This window comes from Terrabacter sp. 2RAF25, from assembly GCF_052115265.1.
GTDB lineage: Bacteria > Actinomycetota > Actinomycetes > Actinomycetales > Dermatophilaceae > Terrabacter.
In genome coordinates this window covers 39,912-54,706 of sequence record NZ_JBFRGJ010000011.1, presented here as the reverse complement: position 1 = coordinate 54,706, position 14,795 = coordinate 39,912, and the positions used below count along the sequence as shown (strand labels likewise).

At 70.7% G+C, this 14,795-nt stretch carries 8 protein-coding genes; 4 read left to right on the top strand and 4 right to left on the bottom strand.

The window, feature by feature from the left end:
• Positions 1-50 precede the first annotated feature (50 nt).
• From AB4091_RS20660 to AB4091_RS20650, 3 genes are all read right to left on the bottom strand, one after another.
• Positions 51-5,387 (bottom strand): peroxidase family protein, encoded by a 5,337-nt coding sequence (locus AB4091_RS20660; RefSeq protein ID WP_442294551.1) that lies wholly within the window; start codon positions 5,385-5,387, stop codon positions 51-53.
• A 561-nt stretch (positions 5,388-5,948) separates the two neighbouring features.
• The gene (locus tag AB4091_RS20655; protein ID WP_442294549.1) at positions 5,949-6,998 is read right to left on the bottom strand and encodes a sensor histidine kinase; all 1,050 of its coding nucleotides are present in this window, start codon (positions 6,996-6,998) and stop codon (positions 5,949-5,951) included.
• A 356-nt stretch (positions 6,999-7,354) separates the two neighbouring features.
• Positions 7,355-8,068: a response regulator transcription factor gene (locus AB4091_RS20650; protein WP_442294547.1), complete on the bottom strand. Its 714-nt coding sequence runs from the start codon at positions 8,066-8,068 to the stop codon at positions 7,355-7,357.
• A gap of 336 nt (positions 8,069-8,404) precedes the next feature.
• On the opposite strand from AB4091_RS20650, the gene AB4091_RS20645 reads away from it, so the two are divergent.
• The 4 genes from AB4091_RS20645 to AB4091_RS20630 all read left to right on the top strand — a co-directional run bounded on the left by AB4091_RS20645 (position 8,405) and on the right by AB4091_RS20630 (position 13,957).
• Positions 8,405-10,957 (top strand): N-acetylmuramoyl-L-alanine amidase, encoded by a 2,553-nt coding sequence (locus AB4091_RS20645; protein ID WP_442294545.1) that lies wholly within the window; start codon positions 8,405-8,407, stop codon positions 10,955-10,957.
• A gap of 36 nt (positions 10,958-10,993) precedes the next feature.
• Entirely contained in the window at positions 10,994-12,223 is a 1,230-nt protein-coding gene (locus AB4091_RS20640; RefSeq protein ID WP_442294543.1) for an MFS transporter, read from the top strand.
• Between the two features lie 137 nt (positions 12,224-12,360).
• Entirely contained in the window at positions 12,361-12,879 is a 519-nt protein-coding gene (locus AB4091_RS20635; RefSeq protein WP_442294541.1) for an RNA polymerase sigma factor, read from the top strand.
• Positions 12,872-13,957, top strand: a complete 1,086-nt coding sequence (locus AB4091_RS20630) for a hypothetical protein (protein ID WP_442294539.1) — start codon at positions 12,872-12,874, stop codon at positions 13,955-13,957. The genes AB4091_RS20635 and AB4091_RS20630 overlap by 8 nt, the downstream gene beginning before the upstream one ends.
• Positions 13,958-14,068: 111 nt before the next feature.
• Here the strand turns inward: AB4091_RS20630 and AB4091_RS20625 are convergent, their stop codons facing one another.
• Complete coding sequence (locus AB4091_RS20625; RefSeq protein WP_442294537.1) at positions 14,069-14,722, bottom strand: dihydrofolate reductase family protein; 654 nt, start codon at positions 14,720-14,722, stop codon at positions 14,069-14,071.
• Positions 14,723-14,795 lie beyond the last annotated feature (73 nt).

The following is a 14,795-nucleotide window of genomic DNA, read 5'->3' as shown; positions in this document are numbered from 1 at the left end:
TTCAGTTGTCTCCCATCCCTGTGGGGGTTCCTACGGCAGGTGCCGTGTCGTCACTGCGGCACCACCGTCCCCGAGCGCACCGCAGGACCGCTGCCGACGGCGTTGGAGGCGACCACCTCGAACACGTAGCTGCTGCCGGAGGGACTGGTGAAGGTGAAGTTGCGCGTCCGCGCACCTGCGCCGAGTACGACCGACTGCTCGGGTGTTGCGGCCGGCGTGCCTGCCGTGACGCGGTAGGCGCTGACCGTGTACGCCGAGATCGCGGCCCCGCCGGTGTTCGTCGGCGGTGTCCAGCTGACCGACGCGGTCCGGGCGCCACCCGCGGCACCCGCATTCGCCGCGGTGATGGTCGCGGCGCCCGGCGTGGTCGCAGGAGTCACTGCGGCGGACTGCGCCGAGAAGGCTCCTGCCCCGATCGCGTTGACCGCCCTGACCTGGAACCGGTAGGCGGTGCCGTTGGTCAGGCCCGTGACCAGCAGGCTGGTGGTACCTGCCGCGGCCGGCCGTAGCGCACCCTGTTGCACACCACCAGAGAGGACGCGCACCTCGTAGCCCGTGATCGGCGAACCGCCGTCGCTGGCCGGTGCAGTCCAGTTCACGGTCACCGAGGCGTTGCCGCGGACAGAGGTGCCGATCGTCGGCGCCGTCGGAGCCACGGCGACGCCCGTGCCCGAGACCGCCACAGTGCTCGAGGCACCCGGAGCGTTCGTGACGATCGTCACCGTCGCCGACCTCAGCCCGGCCGCTCGCGGCGCGAACCGCACGGCGACGAGGCAGGTGGCCTGCGAGGCGACCGAGGCGCAACCGGCGGCCGGAGTGGCCGTGAAAGAGGTCGCGTCGGTGCCGGTGACGGTGGCGGCGGTGACCCGCAGAGCTGCGATGCCGGTGTTCCGAACGGTGATGTTGCGCACCGCAGAGGTCGCACCGACGTTCGTGTTCGGGAAAGCGATCGACGTCGGCGTCACCGCTGCCCGCGGGGCCACTGAGATGGTCGTGTCGGTGAACCGCAGCTGCTCGATGTTCCACAGGGTGTCGATCCCGTCAGCCCCACCGTTGCTGTTGACGGTGATGCTGCCGTTCGCGTTCGCGGTGATCGTGTAGGTGGTCGAGGCCGCAGAGAACACGGCGGTGTCCACGGCGGTCGCGTCGGGCGCGGCCGTCTTGAGCTCGCGCACGGCCACCAGGTTGCCCGGGTGGGCGATTCCGGCGAACACGGCCTGCTGGAGGGTCATGCCGGTGGTCCCTGGACCCCACGGGTTCGTGGCGGTGGCGGGGATCGCCTTGTTCTCCATCAGGTCGGTCGTCCCCGTCTCAGTGGCGGGGTCGGCCGGGTTGGTGCGGTAGCTGATGCGCACCGAGAGGTAGCGGTCGCCGTCGATGATCTCGTCGCCGGCACGACCCTCGATGGTGTCGCTGCCACCGCCGCCGAGCAGGATGTCGCCCTCGCCCCAGACCGGGCCGGTGAGCGGGCAGCTGCCGGAGGCGGACAGTGCGGCCACCGCGGTCGCGGTGCCCTGCCACTGGGCCACGGGAGGCAGGATGTCGGACAGTCCGCCGATGCGGGCCATCCCTGCCTGGTCGATGGCGTCGCAGCCGGAGAAGCCGCCTGTCGTCGCGTCGATCAGACGAGGCGTGGCGAGCACACCGTCGGTGCCCTTGATGCTGTCGTCGAACGCCGTGCCGGAGTCGGCCTCCGTCTCCTGCCAGCGGTCACGGTTGACCACGAGCTGGATCGGCAGTCCACCGAGGTTGTTGTTGATCATCATGTCGTCCGTCTGGGCAACGGTGTTGTACTGCCCGATCGCCCAGTCGAACCCACCGGCGCCCGCGTTGCGGTCGATGGCAGCATTCTGCGCCATGACGTCGTCGCCGCCCTCGGCGTCGTAGTCGTTCTCACCGACCTGACCGACGAAGATGTCGTTTCCGGGGGCCGTCTCCGCCGGGTCGTCGAAGAACGGCGCACCGTGGTCGCCCTGGAGCAGGTCCTGCCCAGAGCCGCCCTCGATCCAGTCGTCGCCGCCGTCACCGAAGACCGCGTCTGCGCCCTGGCCCGCGATGACGAAGTCGTTGCCGGGTCCGGCGAACGTCTCGTTGTCGTTGGCGCCGGCGTTGATGAAGTCCTGACCGGCGTTGCCCATCGGGATGTCGTCCCCGGGGCCGGCGTCGATGGCGTCGTTGCCCGGGCCGCCCTTGGGCACGTCGGCACCATCGAGGTCGGTGATGATGTCGTCACCGTCGCCGCCGAGCACGACGTCGTCGCCACCCTGGCCGTCGATGACGTCGTTGCCGGCGCCACCCCAGAAGGTGTCGTTGTCGTTGCCGCCCTTGATGCGGTCGGCGGCCGAGGTCCCGTTGTAGACCGACTGGCCGTTGATGCCGGTCGGGTCCACGGCGTTGCGCTGCCGGTAGGCGATGGTGCCGTCGGGCGAGCGCACGAGCAGCAGGTTCTCGTCGCAGTCCGGCGTGTTCGGGTCGTCCTTGAGCGATCCCTGGCCGATGATGCTCGCCGGGACGTCCGGCGTCGCCGCCCGGACGACCGTGTTCGGGGTGTTCGCCGGGTCGTTGAGGAACGACATCTGGAACTTGCAGTCGGCGGTCGCGAACGCGTCGGCCTTCAGCGTGTTCGTGCCCTCCGTGTTGCGCTGGATCATCTCGGAGAAGCTGTTGCCCTCGAGCTGGGTGCGCAGGTTCATACCCGGCGTGCGGGCCAGGTAGTAGAGCCGGTCGCCGTCCTGGAGCTTCTCGAGCTGCCCCTGGAAGACGTAGTTGAACGTGGTGCCGAGCAGTCCGCCGAAGAGGTTCGTGACCTCTCCGAGGCCACCGACCCACAGGTCGATGTCGTCGACACCCGTCACCGTCCGGCCGCTCGCGTCGTTCGCCCAGGCGCCGTTGCCGAACATGAAGTCCGCGGCGTCAGCCGGTTGCACGTCGGCAGGTGTGATGACCGCGCCGGTCACCGGGTCGATGACCGCCGGCCGTGGGTCGACGATGGCACGAGCCGCATTGCGCTTGCCCGCGATCGTCGTCTCGCTCGTGATGCTCGGGTGCAGGCCGTACGCAGCCACGTAGTTGACCAGCGACTCCGGGTGCTTCAGGTGCTGCCCGTAGTCCTGCCAGCTGGTGTAAGGCGCGAGCTGACTGTCGTTGGTCTGCGCGAACACGTCGCGACGGAACTCGTTCAGCCGGGGAACGCCGGCGTCGCGGGCACGCGTCATGTTGAGCGTCGGCAGGTCGAGCGGCAGGCCCAGCAGGTTGTTGCGCAGGGTCTCGGTCACGAACTCGTCGATCTCGTTACCGGTCTGGTCCGAGGAGCCCATGACGACCGCACCGGCCGCTTCTGCGGGCGAGTAGACCGGATGGGTCGGATCGACCGAGTTGTCGAAGTATGCCGGCGGGTTCAGGAACGCCGTCAGCAGCGGGAGGCTGTTGTCGCGCTTCGACCCGTCGGCGTTCGTGTCGGTGCGCGCGACGAGGTCGTCGAGCATCGAGTGGCCGAAACGGTAGACCGCGTGGGCGAACTCGGCCTCGATCGCGGGGTTGATGTCCGGCGAGTAGACGTGGAACGGCCGGACGGCCGGCACCATCTTGCGGGCGAACTCCTCGAAGACGAGGTGCTGGTACTCCATCTCGGTGACGAAGCGGGCGGCCTGGAAGAGGCGTCCACCGAACCCGTAGCTGATGTCGGTGCCGTTGAACGGGTGAGCCGCGCGGAAGTCGGCCAGCAGTGCTGCGTTGGCCGGGTCGTTCAGGGTGTTCGTGATGTCGTCCACCAACCGGTTGTGCTCGGAGTGGAAGATCTGGTGGATCGTCGAGAGTGCGATGTTCTCGTTGCAGCGACCGTCACCACAGGCGAAGTGCGCGTTGAGCATCTCGTCGTCGTACGTACCGGCCGGCTGCGCCGCGAAGTCCGCCGACGGCACCTGGTCCGTGTCCGGCGTCGGAGCCACGGGCGCCGTGGCCGGGTTGTGGTCGGTGTCCTGGGGCGATGGGTCGGCATTGTGGGCGATGTCCGTCAGGAACGGCGTGTTGAAGTGCAGCACGTTCGCCGGCACCCCCACCGGGCTGGCGGTGTCACCCTCGACGAGCCCCGAGGACGTCACGTACTGCGGCAGGCCGCGTACGGGTCCGGGGAGGAAGTTGCCGTACGGGTCGGTGGCCAGCATGGGGATGTTCGTCACGTCACGGTCGACGAGCAGCAGGCCGAGCTTCTCGGCCGCCTGCTTCTTGACCGAGGCCCACGTGGAGATGCCGTCCTGACCGTCGGGCGAGCCCGGGTAGGTCTGGCCGGCGGCCAGGCCGCCGAGGAACTTGCCGGTCGAGAAGGGCTTTCCGCCGACCATCGTGTAATCGCGCAGGAAGACCTGGTGCGAGGAGTGCGACGTGTACGTCTGGCTCTGGTCGACCCACGGGGAGTCGGTGTTGTCGGCGGGCACGTTGTCGGCGCTCTCGTCGACCGTGGTGGCCGGGTTGTCGTCGAGGATCCCGTCGGGTCCGGGCCGCACCTGGGCGCGCGAGAGCACCATGAACGCCTGCGAGGCAGGCACCTCGTCACCGGTGTTCGCCTTGCCGTCCGGCCCGAGCGTACGCAGCGGGTCGTCGGCCTTGAGCGGCACGAAGACGGTGCCCTGGTCCTTGACCGTCTGGTCGACGCCGTGGTCGAAGAACTGGCCGAAGAACGTGAACATCGAGTTGAACGGCGGCGACAGGCCGACATCCGTCGTGACGTTCGGGATGAAGAGCGTGTGGTGCGACGGCACGCAGCCGGCGGGAACGCCGTCGACCGGCGGAACGGCTGTCGGGTCAGGGTCTGTCGTGCACGGGAAGACGCCGGGGTTGCCCTGGCTGCGCACCGGGAACCCCGCAGCGGCGATGGCGGCGGGGTTGGTCGAGGTCTGGTCGACGACAAGGTTGCTCACGGTCCGGGGCTGCGAGTCGACGACCACGTTGCCGGGCGAGAACTGCTTGTAGCTCGTGGGTCCGGACGGTCCCACGGGGAAGGCGGGCGTGATCGGCTCCGCGTCGCGGAAGAGCGGCTCGGCCAGGTGCGGGAACGGCTGGTCCGCTGCGGCGAACGTGTAGCTCGCAGCGTTCTTGAGGTTGTTGCACGACCCGTCGGTGGTGCGCAGGCCGTAGGAGGTCAGGTAGTCCGGGATCTGGTCGGCGGCCGGACCGACAAGAGTGCCGCAGGGGTTCGAGGCGGTCCAGGTGGCCGAGTGACGCTCGGCGATCTTGATCTGCTTGAGGATGAACGACAGGTCGCCTGCGGTCACGACGAACCCGTTGCCGACAGGCGCCACCGCGGCTCGCGTCACGGCCGACGGCACCACCATCGCCACCGGGATGACGAACGCGATGCCCGCCGCCACCCTCCTGAACCGACCGGCCACGGACGGACGCCATGCTCGCGACGTCGTCCCCCGCGCAGCGGGGATCACTCGGGCGGAAGGGCGCCCGGTGGACTTCCAGAGGAAGCGATTCATGCCACACCTGCCTATTTGGTTGCCGAGTCCGCCACAGGGTCAGAGCGGACCTACTCAGGACCGGGGTGGGGTCGCAGGCTCAGGCGCACGGTCAGGGCGGCGGCGCTGCCGCCGACCTGACCGGCCGCCGTGAGGCTCCCGCCCGGGGGCCGCATGCCGGGATCGTGTGACGTGACCGGAACGTCCGGGGCGGGAGCACAGCTCGAGCCGCCGCCTGTCATCACAACGCCGTATGCCGCGGGAGTCACGACTGTCCTACGAGCCACGGAGGGACACGCCGGAGCCGTCGTCGGCTCGTCGTGCGTCCGTAGGCTGTCCCCGTTGCCCATGCATCGAGCGTGACGAACCTTGTTGTGGCACAACAGTGCCCGGCGGGGGCGTCATGTACCCCCTCGCGCGGGAGCAGGCGAACCCCTCAGATGGGGGTGGCCATCGAGCGCCTCGAGCTCCTGACCGGGTGCAGGAAGGTCAGCGAGCCCACGACCACACGGTCATCTTGGGGAAGCGGGCGACGAGTCGCGTCCCTCCCAGTCCCGATGGCCCGACGCCGAAGGAGCCGCCCGTCTCGACGACGCTGTCCTCGATCAGCAGCAGGCCCAGGTGCCCGTCGCCGGTGGGCAGGACGGGCCCCCCGGCACCGTCGTCCTCCACCTCCACGACGACGTCGCTGCCGTCCAGCCTCGCCGCGATCCGGGCCTTCGAGGCGCTGGCGTGCTTGACGACGTTGCGCAGCCCCTCGCGGATCACCTGGTAGGCGAGCTCGACGGCTTCGCTGGAGACCGTCTGGAGATCCGGGTGCACCTCGACCACCACGTCGATCCCCTGGCTGCGAACGGGTTCGACGAGCTGCTCGACTGCGGCGGCAAGCCCCTCTCTGGCCAGGCTGACCGGGTAGACGTCGCTGAGGATCCCGCGCAGCGATGCGATGTCGGTCTTCAGGCGTTCGCTGAGGAACTCGAGGACCTCACGCTCCGCGGCCGCCTCGTCGGGCAGGTGCTTCTGCACCGCCGGGAGCACGTAGCCCAGGCTGGTGAGGTCCTGGATCACTCCGTCGTGGAGCTCGCGGGAGATCTTGCGTCGCTCGGTGTCCGAGGCGACGAGAGCGTGCCTCAGCAGCGCCACCCGGTCCGACTGCGCGTGGTCGAGGCGCCGTGCGAGAGACAGGGCGAGCGGCACGAGAGCCAGCATGACCACGGCCACAGCGCCGAGGGCCAGCGGCACCGTCCGGAGAGAGATGACGACCTCGTCACGCACGATGCGGTCGGTGCTCCAGTAGGACTCGACGAGGATCGGGAGGCCGTCGGCGTCCCGCGCGGCGGCGTACACCTCGAGCAGCTCGCCGAAGGCCTGTTCCTGGGTGTTCTCGGCCTTGGTGAGGTCCGAGACGGTCGCACGGACGGCGTCGGTCCCGAAGAGCGCGGACTCCTCCGGCTCGAGCTCGAAGCTCTCACCGTGCAGTGCGTCGGCGTCCGACCAGATGACGTGGCCGTCGGGAGCCCACACCTTCACCCTCACCATCGCTCCGTCCCTGAGCGGACTCCCCACAGACGCGTCCAGGGACGCCGTCGCTGCGCGGTCGCCCCTTCGGACAGCACCGTTGACCAGAGGCGCCACCACGTTGCGCGCGAAGGAGGCACCTCGTGCGCTGTCCTCCCGCACTGCGATGTCGCTCGCTGCCGCGCTGACCGCAAGGCCCACGCCCACGCTGCACACGGCGAGGGCCAGCAGGCCCCACCACACGAAGCGACGGACCGTTCGACTGCGGACGGACGGGGCTCCCGCGCCCGGCGCGGCCGGCCCCGCTGCGGCTGTCGCCGGCGCGGCCGGCGCTCCTGCGGCCGGAGCTGATCTGGAGCGACCAGGTGAAGGCACGGTCAGGCGCCGATCAGCCCGTGCTTCCGCGCGCTCACCACCGCTTCCAGCTGGGAGTGCGCGTGCAGCTTGACCAGCAGGTTCTTGACGTACCCGCGGCAGGTCAGACGGGTGATCCCCATCTTTCCGGCGATGGACGCGGTGTTGTGCCCCTCGGACAGCAGCATGAGCACCTCGGTCTCCCTGGCGGTCAGCGGCGTCGACGTCGGAGCGGCGGGTGGGGCCTCGCGGAAGAGGTCACGGATGACGCGTGGGTGGACGACGAGGCCGTCAACGGCACAGGCACGGATGGCGTCGAGCAGGTCGACCAGAGCGCCTTCCTTGAGCAGGAACGCGCCGGCCCCGGCCTCGGCCGCGCGCCGCAGCAGTGCCTCGTCGACGTGCGCCGTGAGCACGACGACGCGCAGCCCCGGGTTGCCACGGATCATCTCCGCCGCCACCTCGATGCCGTCGCCGTCGCCCAGCAGCACGTCCATGACGACGACGTCGGGTGCGAGTTCGGCAACGCGCTGCCGCGCCTCCGCAGCGCTGTGGGCGGCGCCCACCGAGGCCAACCCCGGTTCCATACCTATGGCCAGGGCCATCGCGGCGGCAACGGCCTGGTGGTCGTCGACCACCAGCACCCTCGTGCACTCCTCCAGCGTCTCGCGATGCGGGTCCAGCCCGACAGTCAAGCTCATGATCCTCCCCGTTTTCCCCCTGAACACCTCGGTCACGCCGTGCCGGCCGGACTGATGCGGCTCCCGATCCAGTATGGATAACCCCACCGGCGCCGTCTCGAGATTGCCGAGGTCACGGCGGTCGAAGCGCGAATTCGTCTGATACCGGGGCCGACACAACCGGCAAGACGGTGCATTCGGGTCACCGGGACGGTCACGGTCGCACCGAGCGGAACGACCGTCACCGAGGGACGGGGCGACTTACCTGCCGTTGGGCTACTGCTGACCGAGTCCGGGAGTGATTCACAGGTGCGGGCCATTGGGGTGGGTGAGGCACCGCCCATAGTGTGACAAGCGGGACAGAACGACAGTTCTGATGCGAAGGAGTCCCCGATGCGTCCACACACCGTCCTCGCCCGCGCCGCTGCGACCACCGCCCTGGCCGTGGTCGCACCGGTCGCGCTGGCCGTCTCGGGCCCGCTGACGACGGCGGTTGCCGCCGCGCCGGCCTCGGGGCCGGGCACCGTCTCGGGGGCGGTGCCGGGCCCCGCCGGGGCCGCCACGCCGACCCAGCCGACGGCGGCAGCCGAGTCGCCTCCCGTCACCCCGACGGTGACCCGGGTGCCGATCCCGGCCGTCGCCTCCCCCATCACGTCCACCACGTCCACCACGTCCACCGCGTCCTCCGCGTCCTCCGCACCGTCGGCTCGCGCAGCGTCCGGGTCGGGGGCCGCGCCCAGCGCGCCCGGCACGTCGGACGCGCTCAGCCCGCGCAAGGTGGTCGCCGCGGTGAGCCGCGCGGGCACGAAGTTCGACGTCCTGGGCGTCACCTACCAGGGCGCGGCGCCCGCCGGGCTCACGGTCGAGGCCCGCACCCACACGAAGAACGGGTGGAGCGGCTGGATCGGCCTCGACGTCGACGAGGACCACGGCCCGGACGCCGGCACGGCGGAGAGCCGACGAGCCCGAGTGGGCACCGACCCGCTCACGGCAGCGGGCTCCGACGGCGCCCAGGTGCGGGTCCTCTCGAACGGCGGCGCCGCGCCCCGCGACCTCGCGCTGAGCCTGGTCGACGCGAAGAGCGCCCCCTCGGATGCGGCCGTCGCCGCCTCGCCCGTCGGCACGGCGAGCACCGTTGCCGGCGCGCCGAACACCTCCGCCGGCACGGCACCCACAGCCGGAGCCCGAACCGCCGGCGCGTCCGCGACCGCCGTGTCGACCGCATCCGCGGCCTCGGTGGCGTCGGTTCCGCAACCCACCATCGTGACCCGCGCCCAGTGGGGCGCCGACGAGAGCATGATGCCGTGCCAGCCCGATCCGCTGGGCGGGTTCAAGGCTGCTGTGGTCCACCACACGGTCAACGCGAACACCTACACGGCCGCCCAGGCCCCCGGCCTCGTGCGCGGCATCTTCGCCTACCACACGCAGAGTCACGGCTGGTGCGACATCGGCTACAACTTTCTCGTCGACCGTTTCGGCCGCATCTACGAGGGGCGCAAGGGCGGGCTGAACGGCTTCACGCAGGGTGCCCAGGCCGGCGGCTTCAACTCCGACACGCTGGGCGTCTCGGTGATCGGGGACTTCACCAACGTGAGGCTCCCGAGCGCGGTGACGAGTGCAGTGAGCCGGACCATCGCGTGGCAGGCCGACCGCTCGGGGTTCAACCCCGCGTCGTCGGTCGTGCTCACGTCAGGCGGCAGCACGCGCTACGACGCGGGCGTCCGGGTGACGAAGCCGCGCGTGATGGGACACCGTGACCTCAGTCTGACGAGCTGTCCGGGCGATGCCGCCTACCCCCAGGTGGCCTCGATCAGGTCGTCCGCCTCGTCGACCTGGCGCGCCTACCAGTACGTCGCCGGCCGGTCCGTCTACGTCCCCGTCACGGCGCGACGCCTCCTCGACACCAGGACGGGGCTCGGCACCACCAAGCGCCCGCTCCCCGCGAACACCTCGCTGGTGCTCACCGTGCCGGGGCTCCCCTCGACGGCGACCGCCGTCACCCTCAACGTCACGGCACTCGACGCGACGGCCCCGACGACGCTGACGGCATACCCGGCCAACATGTCACGGCGCCTCACGGCCAACCTCGATGTCGTGCCGGGTCGCACGATCACGACCCAGGTGACGGTCGGCGTCGCGCCGGGTGGCACGGTGCGCCTCTTCAACGCCAGGGGCGCGGTCAACGTCGCCGCGGACCTCGAGGGCTACTTCCGCACGGGCACGGGGGCCGGCTACGCGGCGTACACCCGCCCCTCGCGCCTCGTCGACACGCGGACCGGCGTGGGTGCCCCGCGACAGCAGGTGTCGCAGGGTCGGCCCGTCACCTTCACCGTTCCGGGGCTGCTCAGCGGCACACGCGCGGTCAGCTTCAACGTGACGGTGCTGAACGCCTCCGGCCCGACCAGCGTGACCGCCTACCGTGCCGGCAGCGCTCGCCCTGCGGTCCCGAGCGTCAGCGTCACCGACCGCACGCCGGTGGCGAACCTCGTCACCATCCCGGCAGACCAGTCGGGCCGGGTCACCATCTCGGTGGCGCAGGGCCAGGCCGACGTCGTCATCGACGCGCTGGGCTTCTACGTCGACGGTCGCGGCCTCACGTTCGTCCCCGTCGCGCCGCGCCGGCTCGTGGACACGCGGGTCGGGTGGGGCGTGCCCGCGGGCCCGCTCGCGGCGGGCCGCGCCACCACCTTCGGCATCCCCAACACCACGTATGCCGTTCGCGGCGCCGCTCTCGCGGTGGGAGGCATCTCGACGGCGAACGGATGGGTCTCGTTCTACCCTTCCGGTCAGAGCCCGCCGGCGACCTCGACGCTCTCCACGGTGCCCGGTCGCACGATCACCAACCTGGCGTCCACCGCCACGACGACCGGCAGCCTCGTCAACATCTACAACTCCGCCGGCTCGACACAGGTCATCGTCGACCTCATGGGCTACTACACGGGCTGACCCGGCGCCGCTTGCTCTCGTGCCAGACTCGCGGTCGTGACCGGCGAAGCGTGGCCCTCCAGCGCCTTCCTGCGTTTCTGGAGGGCGAGCGCGGTCTCCGGACTGGGCAGCTACGTCACCCTCTTCGCACTGCAGGCACTGGTCATCCTCGACCTGCACGGAACGGCGTCCGAGGTCGGATGGCTCAACGCGGCGCGGTGGCTCCCCTATCTCGTCTTCGGGCTGCTCGTCGGCGCGCTCGTCGACGGCAGGCGGCGGTTGCCGCTCATGGTCGGCACGGACCTCGCCCAGTCGGTTCTGCTCGTGGCGATCCCCGTGCTCTGGTGGCTCGACCTGCTCTCCCTGCCGGCGCTGCTGGTCATCGTCATGCTGACCGGTTCCGCCGCAGTCATCAACGGCGCCGCCGAGATGTCGTTCCTCCCGCGGCTGCTCGAGGCCCGCCACCTCCAGCCGGCGCATGCTCGCATCGACGGGGCGGATGCCGCGGCTTCGACGGCAGGTCCCGCGCTCGGGGGCGTGCTGGTCAATGCACTGGGCGCGCCGCTCGCCGTGCTGCTCGACTCGCTGACCTACCTGTACTCCGCCCTGACGTTGAGCCGGATCCAGGTCGAGGAACCGCCCCAGCGCACGGGTGTCACCGTCCGCCGGCTCGTCCGTGAGATCGCCGAGGGCATCCGCTGGGTCTATCGGACCTCGGGCCTGACCACCATCGCGGTCGCGACCCACGTGTGGTTCGTCGGGAACGCGATCGTCGGTGTCGTGCTGGCCCCCTACGTCCTGCTCACCCTCCACCTGACCGCCTTCCAGTTCGGCATCGTGGGTGCGGCGGGTGGCATCGGCGCCGTCATCGGGGCCCTGGTTACGACGTCGGTCGGCCGACGCCTCGGAACCGGCCGCACGATCATCGCCTGCCACGTCCTCACGACCGCCGGGGTGGTGGCCATGGTGCTTGCCGGGCAGAGCGTCGTCGGCGCGCTGGCCGCGGTGCTGTCGGGCCAGCTCCTCTACGGCCTGGCGATGGGTATGAGCAACTCCCACGAGATGAGCTACCGGCAGCTCAAGACGCCTGACCCGCTGCAGGCCCGCACCAACACGACGCTCCGTTCGTTCAACCGCGCCGTCGCGATGGTGATGGCGCCCATCGCCGGAGTGCTCGCCGACGGCTGGGGCGTCCGGCCCACCCTGCTCCTGGCAGCGGCCGTCTTCGCGCTCGTGGCGGTCGGGCTGGCGGCCACCCCGTTCCGCCACGTCAGGGTGCCGGCGTAGGCGTCGCCTTCAGCGCCCGGCCGGAGGGGACGACGCTCCTCGCGCGCCGGGCTGGCGGGAGCATGCAACCGAAACGCCGCCTGAGGGTTCGTCAGGAGTGGAAGCATCAACAGGGGGATCCGGTAGGTGGTCAGCTCATGCACGATGACGACGAAGACGACGGCGAGGCGGTCCGCGCCGTGTACGACGTGTCCTACCGGCGCCTCGTGACCCAGATGGTGGCCCTGTGCGGCAACCGGTCCGAGGCGGAGGACGTGGTGCAGGAGTCGTTCCTGACAGCGCTGACGCATCGCGCGGACTTCATCGACGCGGCCAACAAGGAGGCGTGGCTGCGGACGGTGGCCCTGAACCGGCTACGCAACCGTTGGCGTCGCGCCCGCGTCGCCGGCCGCGTGCTGCCCAAGTTCCGGGCCGAGCTGAGCATCGAGCTCGGACCCGGAGCCCCCGAGGACCACGTCGCCATCGTGTATGCGTTGAGCCAGCTGAGCCCGCAGGTCCGGCTCACCGCGGTGCTCTACTACATCGCGGACCTGACCGTCGCGCAGACCGCCCAGGAGCTCTCCGTCCCGGAAGGGACGGTGAAGGCGCGTCTGGCGCGGGCTCGCGTCCAGATGGCCGGCTACCTCGACGACCACGAGGAGGCCGACCATGTCTGACCTACGCAGCTTCGCCCGAGAGACCGAGCGGTCGATCGACCAGCCGCCCTTCGAGGTCATGATCGCGACCCAGCGCCGGGCTCGCCGGCGCCGAGCGGCCGTCGCGGTCGCCGCCGCCGTGGCCGCCGTGCTCGCCCTGACTCTCGCCGTCGCAGGCCTCAACCAGCTCCGCCGGCCGCAGATCCCGTCCGTGCCTGCTCCGAGGCCGACCCTGGACCTGCGGGTGCCGAACTGGACCGCCGACCAGATCGTCGGGTTCCCGGCGGCGTCCATCGTGAAGCAGTTCCAGGCGCGCACCGACTCGCGGACCATGCTGACGGTGTGGAAGCGCTGTCCCACCCCGACGCACGACAACGACTGCCTCGGGCGAGAGGCCATCGCCGTGATGGACGGGTCGGGCCACCGGCTCGTCACCCTCGGAGCAGTCACCGACGCCCCCGCCCAGCCTTCCGGCGCCGGGGACGGCTTGCTCCGAGAGGTCGGCAACGGGCTCTGGTACTGGGCGCACGAGAACCCGGGACCCTACCTGCTGTCGGCGACCATGAGCCGGCCGGTCCTGCTCACCGTGGTGAACGGCCCTGCCACGCCCAACTACGGCGTCTCCAGCATCGAGTGCGCGGACCAGGTGAGCCTGTGCTCACTCAACGTGGCGGCGGGCACGCTCCAGCGGCTCGCGGTGCCCAACGTGCCAGACACCCGCTGGGCCACCCCGACCGCGCAGGGCTGCGGGCTCTGGGGTCTGGCCGGCGTCGGCACCAGACCGCGACTGGTCATCCAGCAGCGCGACGCCTCGTTCGCCGTCACCGATCTGCCTGGCGACCCGAACTCCACGACCATGGCCGAGGGCGGTCCGAACTGCGAGGTCGCCTTCTACCAGAGCGTCACCGAGCATTCGGACCAGCTCGTCGTCACCCTCGACCAGGGCAGGACCTGGCAGATCCGTCAGTCCCCGTTGCCGCAGGTCGCCGGCTACTACGAGCACCAGCCCCGGGACCGGTTCCTCATCCCGCCTGACTGGAGCAAGCTGCCCCCGATGACCCACCCGCTCACCCCGCCCGGGCCGCTCAAGCCACTCTGAGCCACTTTGATGGGGAGTCCGCGTGCCCTCGCATCGTGCCGCAACGCCCGTATGCCGGCCCCGATCCACCGGGGGGCGGCGGCGCCGCGGGGCGGGAGAGACGGTCGGTTCTCAGCGGGTGAAGGTGAGGTGGGTGACGCCGCTCGGCGTCGACACCGCCTCGACGGCATACCCCCGCTCCAGGGCCTCGAGGCCGTCCCACAGCCGCACGCCGCGGCCGAGCAGGATCGGGACCTGGACGACGTGCAGGTGGTCGACGAGCCCGGCGGCGAGGAAGTCGCGCACCACGGTCGGCCCCCCGCCGATGCGGACGTCCAGGCCGTGCGCTGCCTCCCGAGCCGCGTCGAGCGCGTCAGCCGGCGACGCGTCGAGGAAGTGAAACGTCGTGCCCTCGTCCATCTCCAGCGGCTGGCGCGGGCGGTGGGTCAGGACGAAGGTCGGCGTGTGGAACGGCGGGTTCTCGCCCCACCATCCACGCCACTCCGGGTCGTCCTGCCACCCCGGCGGACCGAACTTGCCGGCGCCCATGATCTCCGCGCCGATGCCGTGCTCGTGACGCTCGGCGAAGGCGTTGTCGGCGCCGGTGCTGCCCGCGGCGCCCTCACCCTGCTCGACGACGCCGAGGCCGTGCCAGAACCTGGTGGCCGTCATCCACTCGTGGAGCCGGTGTCCCGCATGACCGAACGGGGCGTCGGCCGACAGTCCTTCGCCGGTGCCGAAGCCGTCGAGCGAGATCGAGAAGTTGTGGACTCTGGTGCGCGACACGAGTGGCTCCTGCGGTTGTCGGGGGTCAGCCAGGCGGACGGTCGCCTCGTGTCGTAGCTCGAGGAGAGGAGAC

Excerpts from the sequence above, each read along its gene's own strand:
- AB4091_RS20655 (WP_442294549.1), bottom strand. The coding sequence starts at position 6,998 with ATGGTGAGGGTGAAGGTGTGGGCTCCCGACGGCCACGTCATCTGGTCG.
- AB4091_RS20645 (WP_442294545.1), top strand. The coding sequence starts at position 8,405 with ATGCGTCCACACACCGTCCTCGCCCGCGCCGCTGCGACCACCGCCCTG.
- AB4091_RS20635 (WP_442294541.1), top strand. The coding sequence starts at position 12,361 with ATGCACGATGACGACGAAGACGACGGCGAGGCGGTCCGCGCCGTGTAC.
- AB4091_RS20630 (WP_442294539.1), top strand. The coding sequence starts at position 12,872 with ATGTCTGACCTACGCAGCTTCGCCCGAGAGACCGAGCGGTCGATCGAC.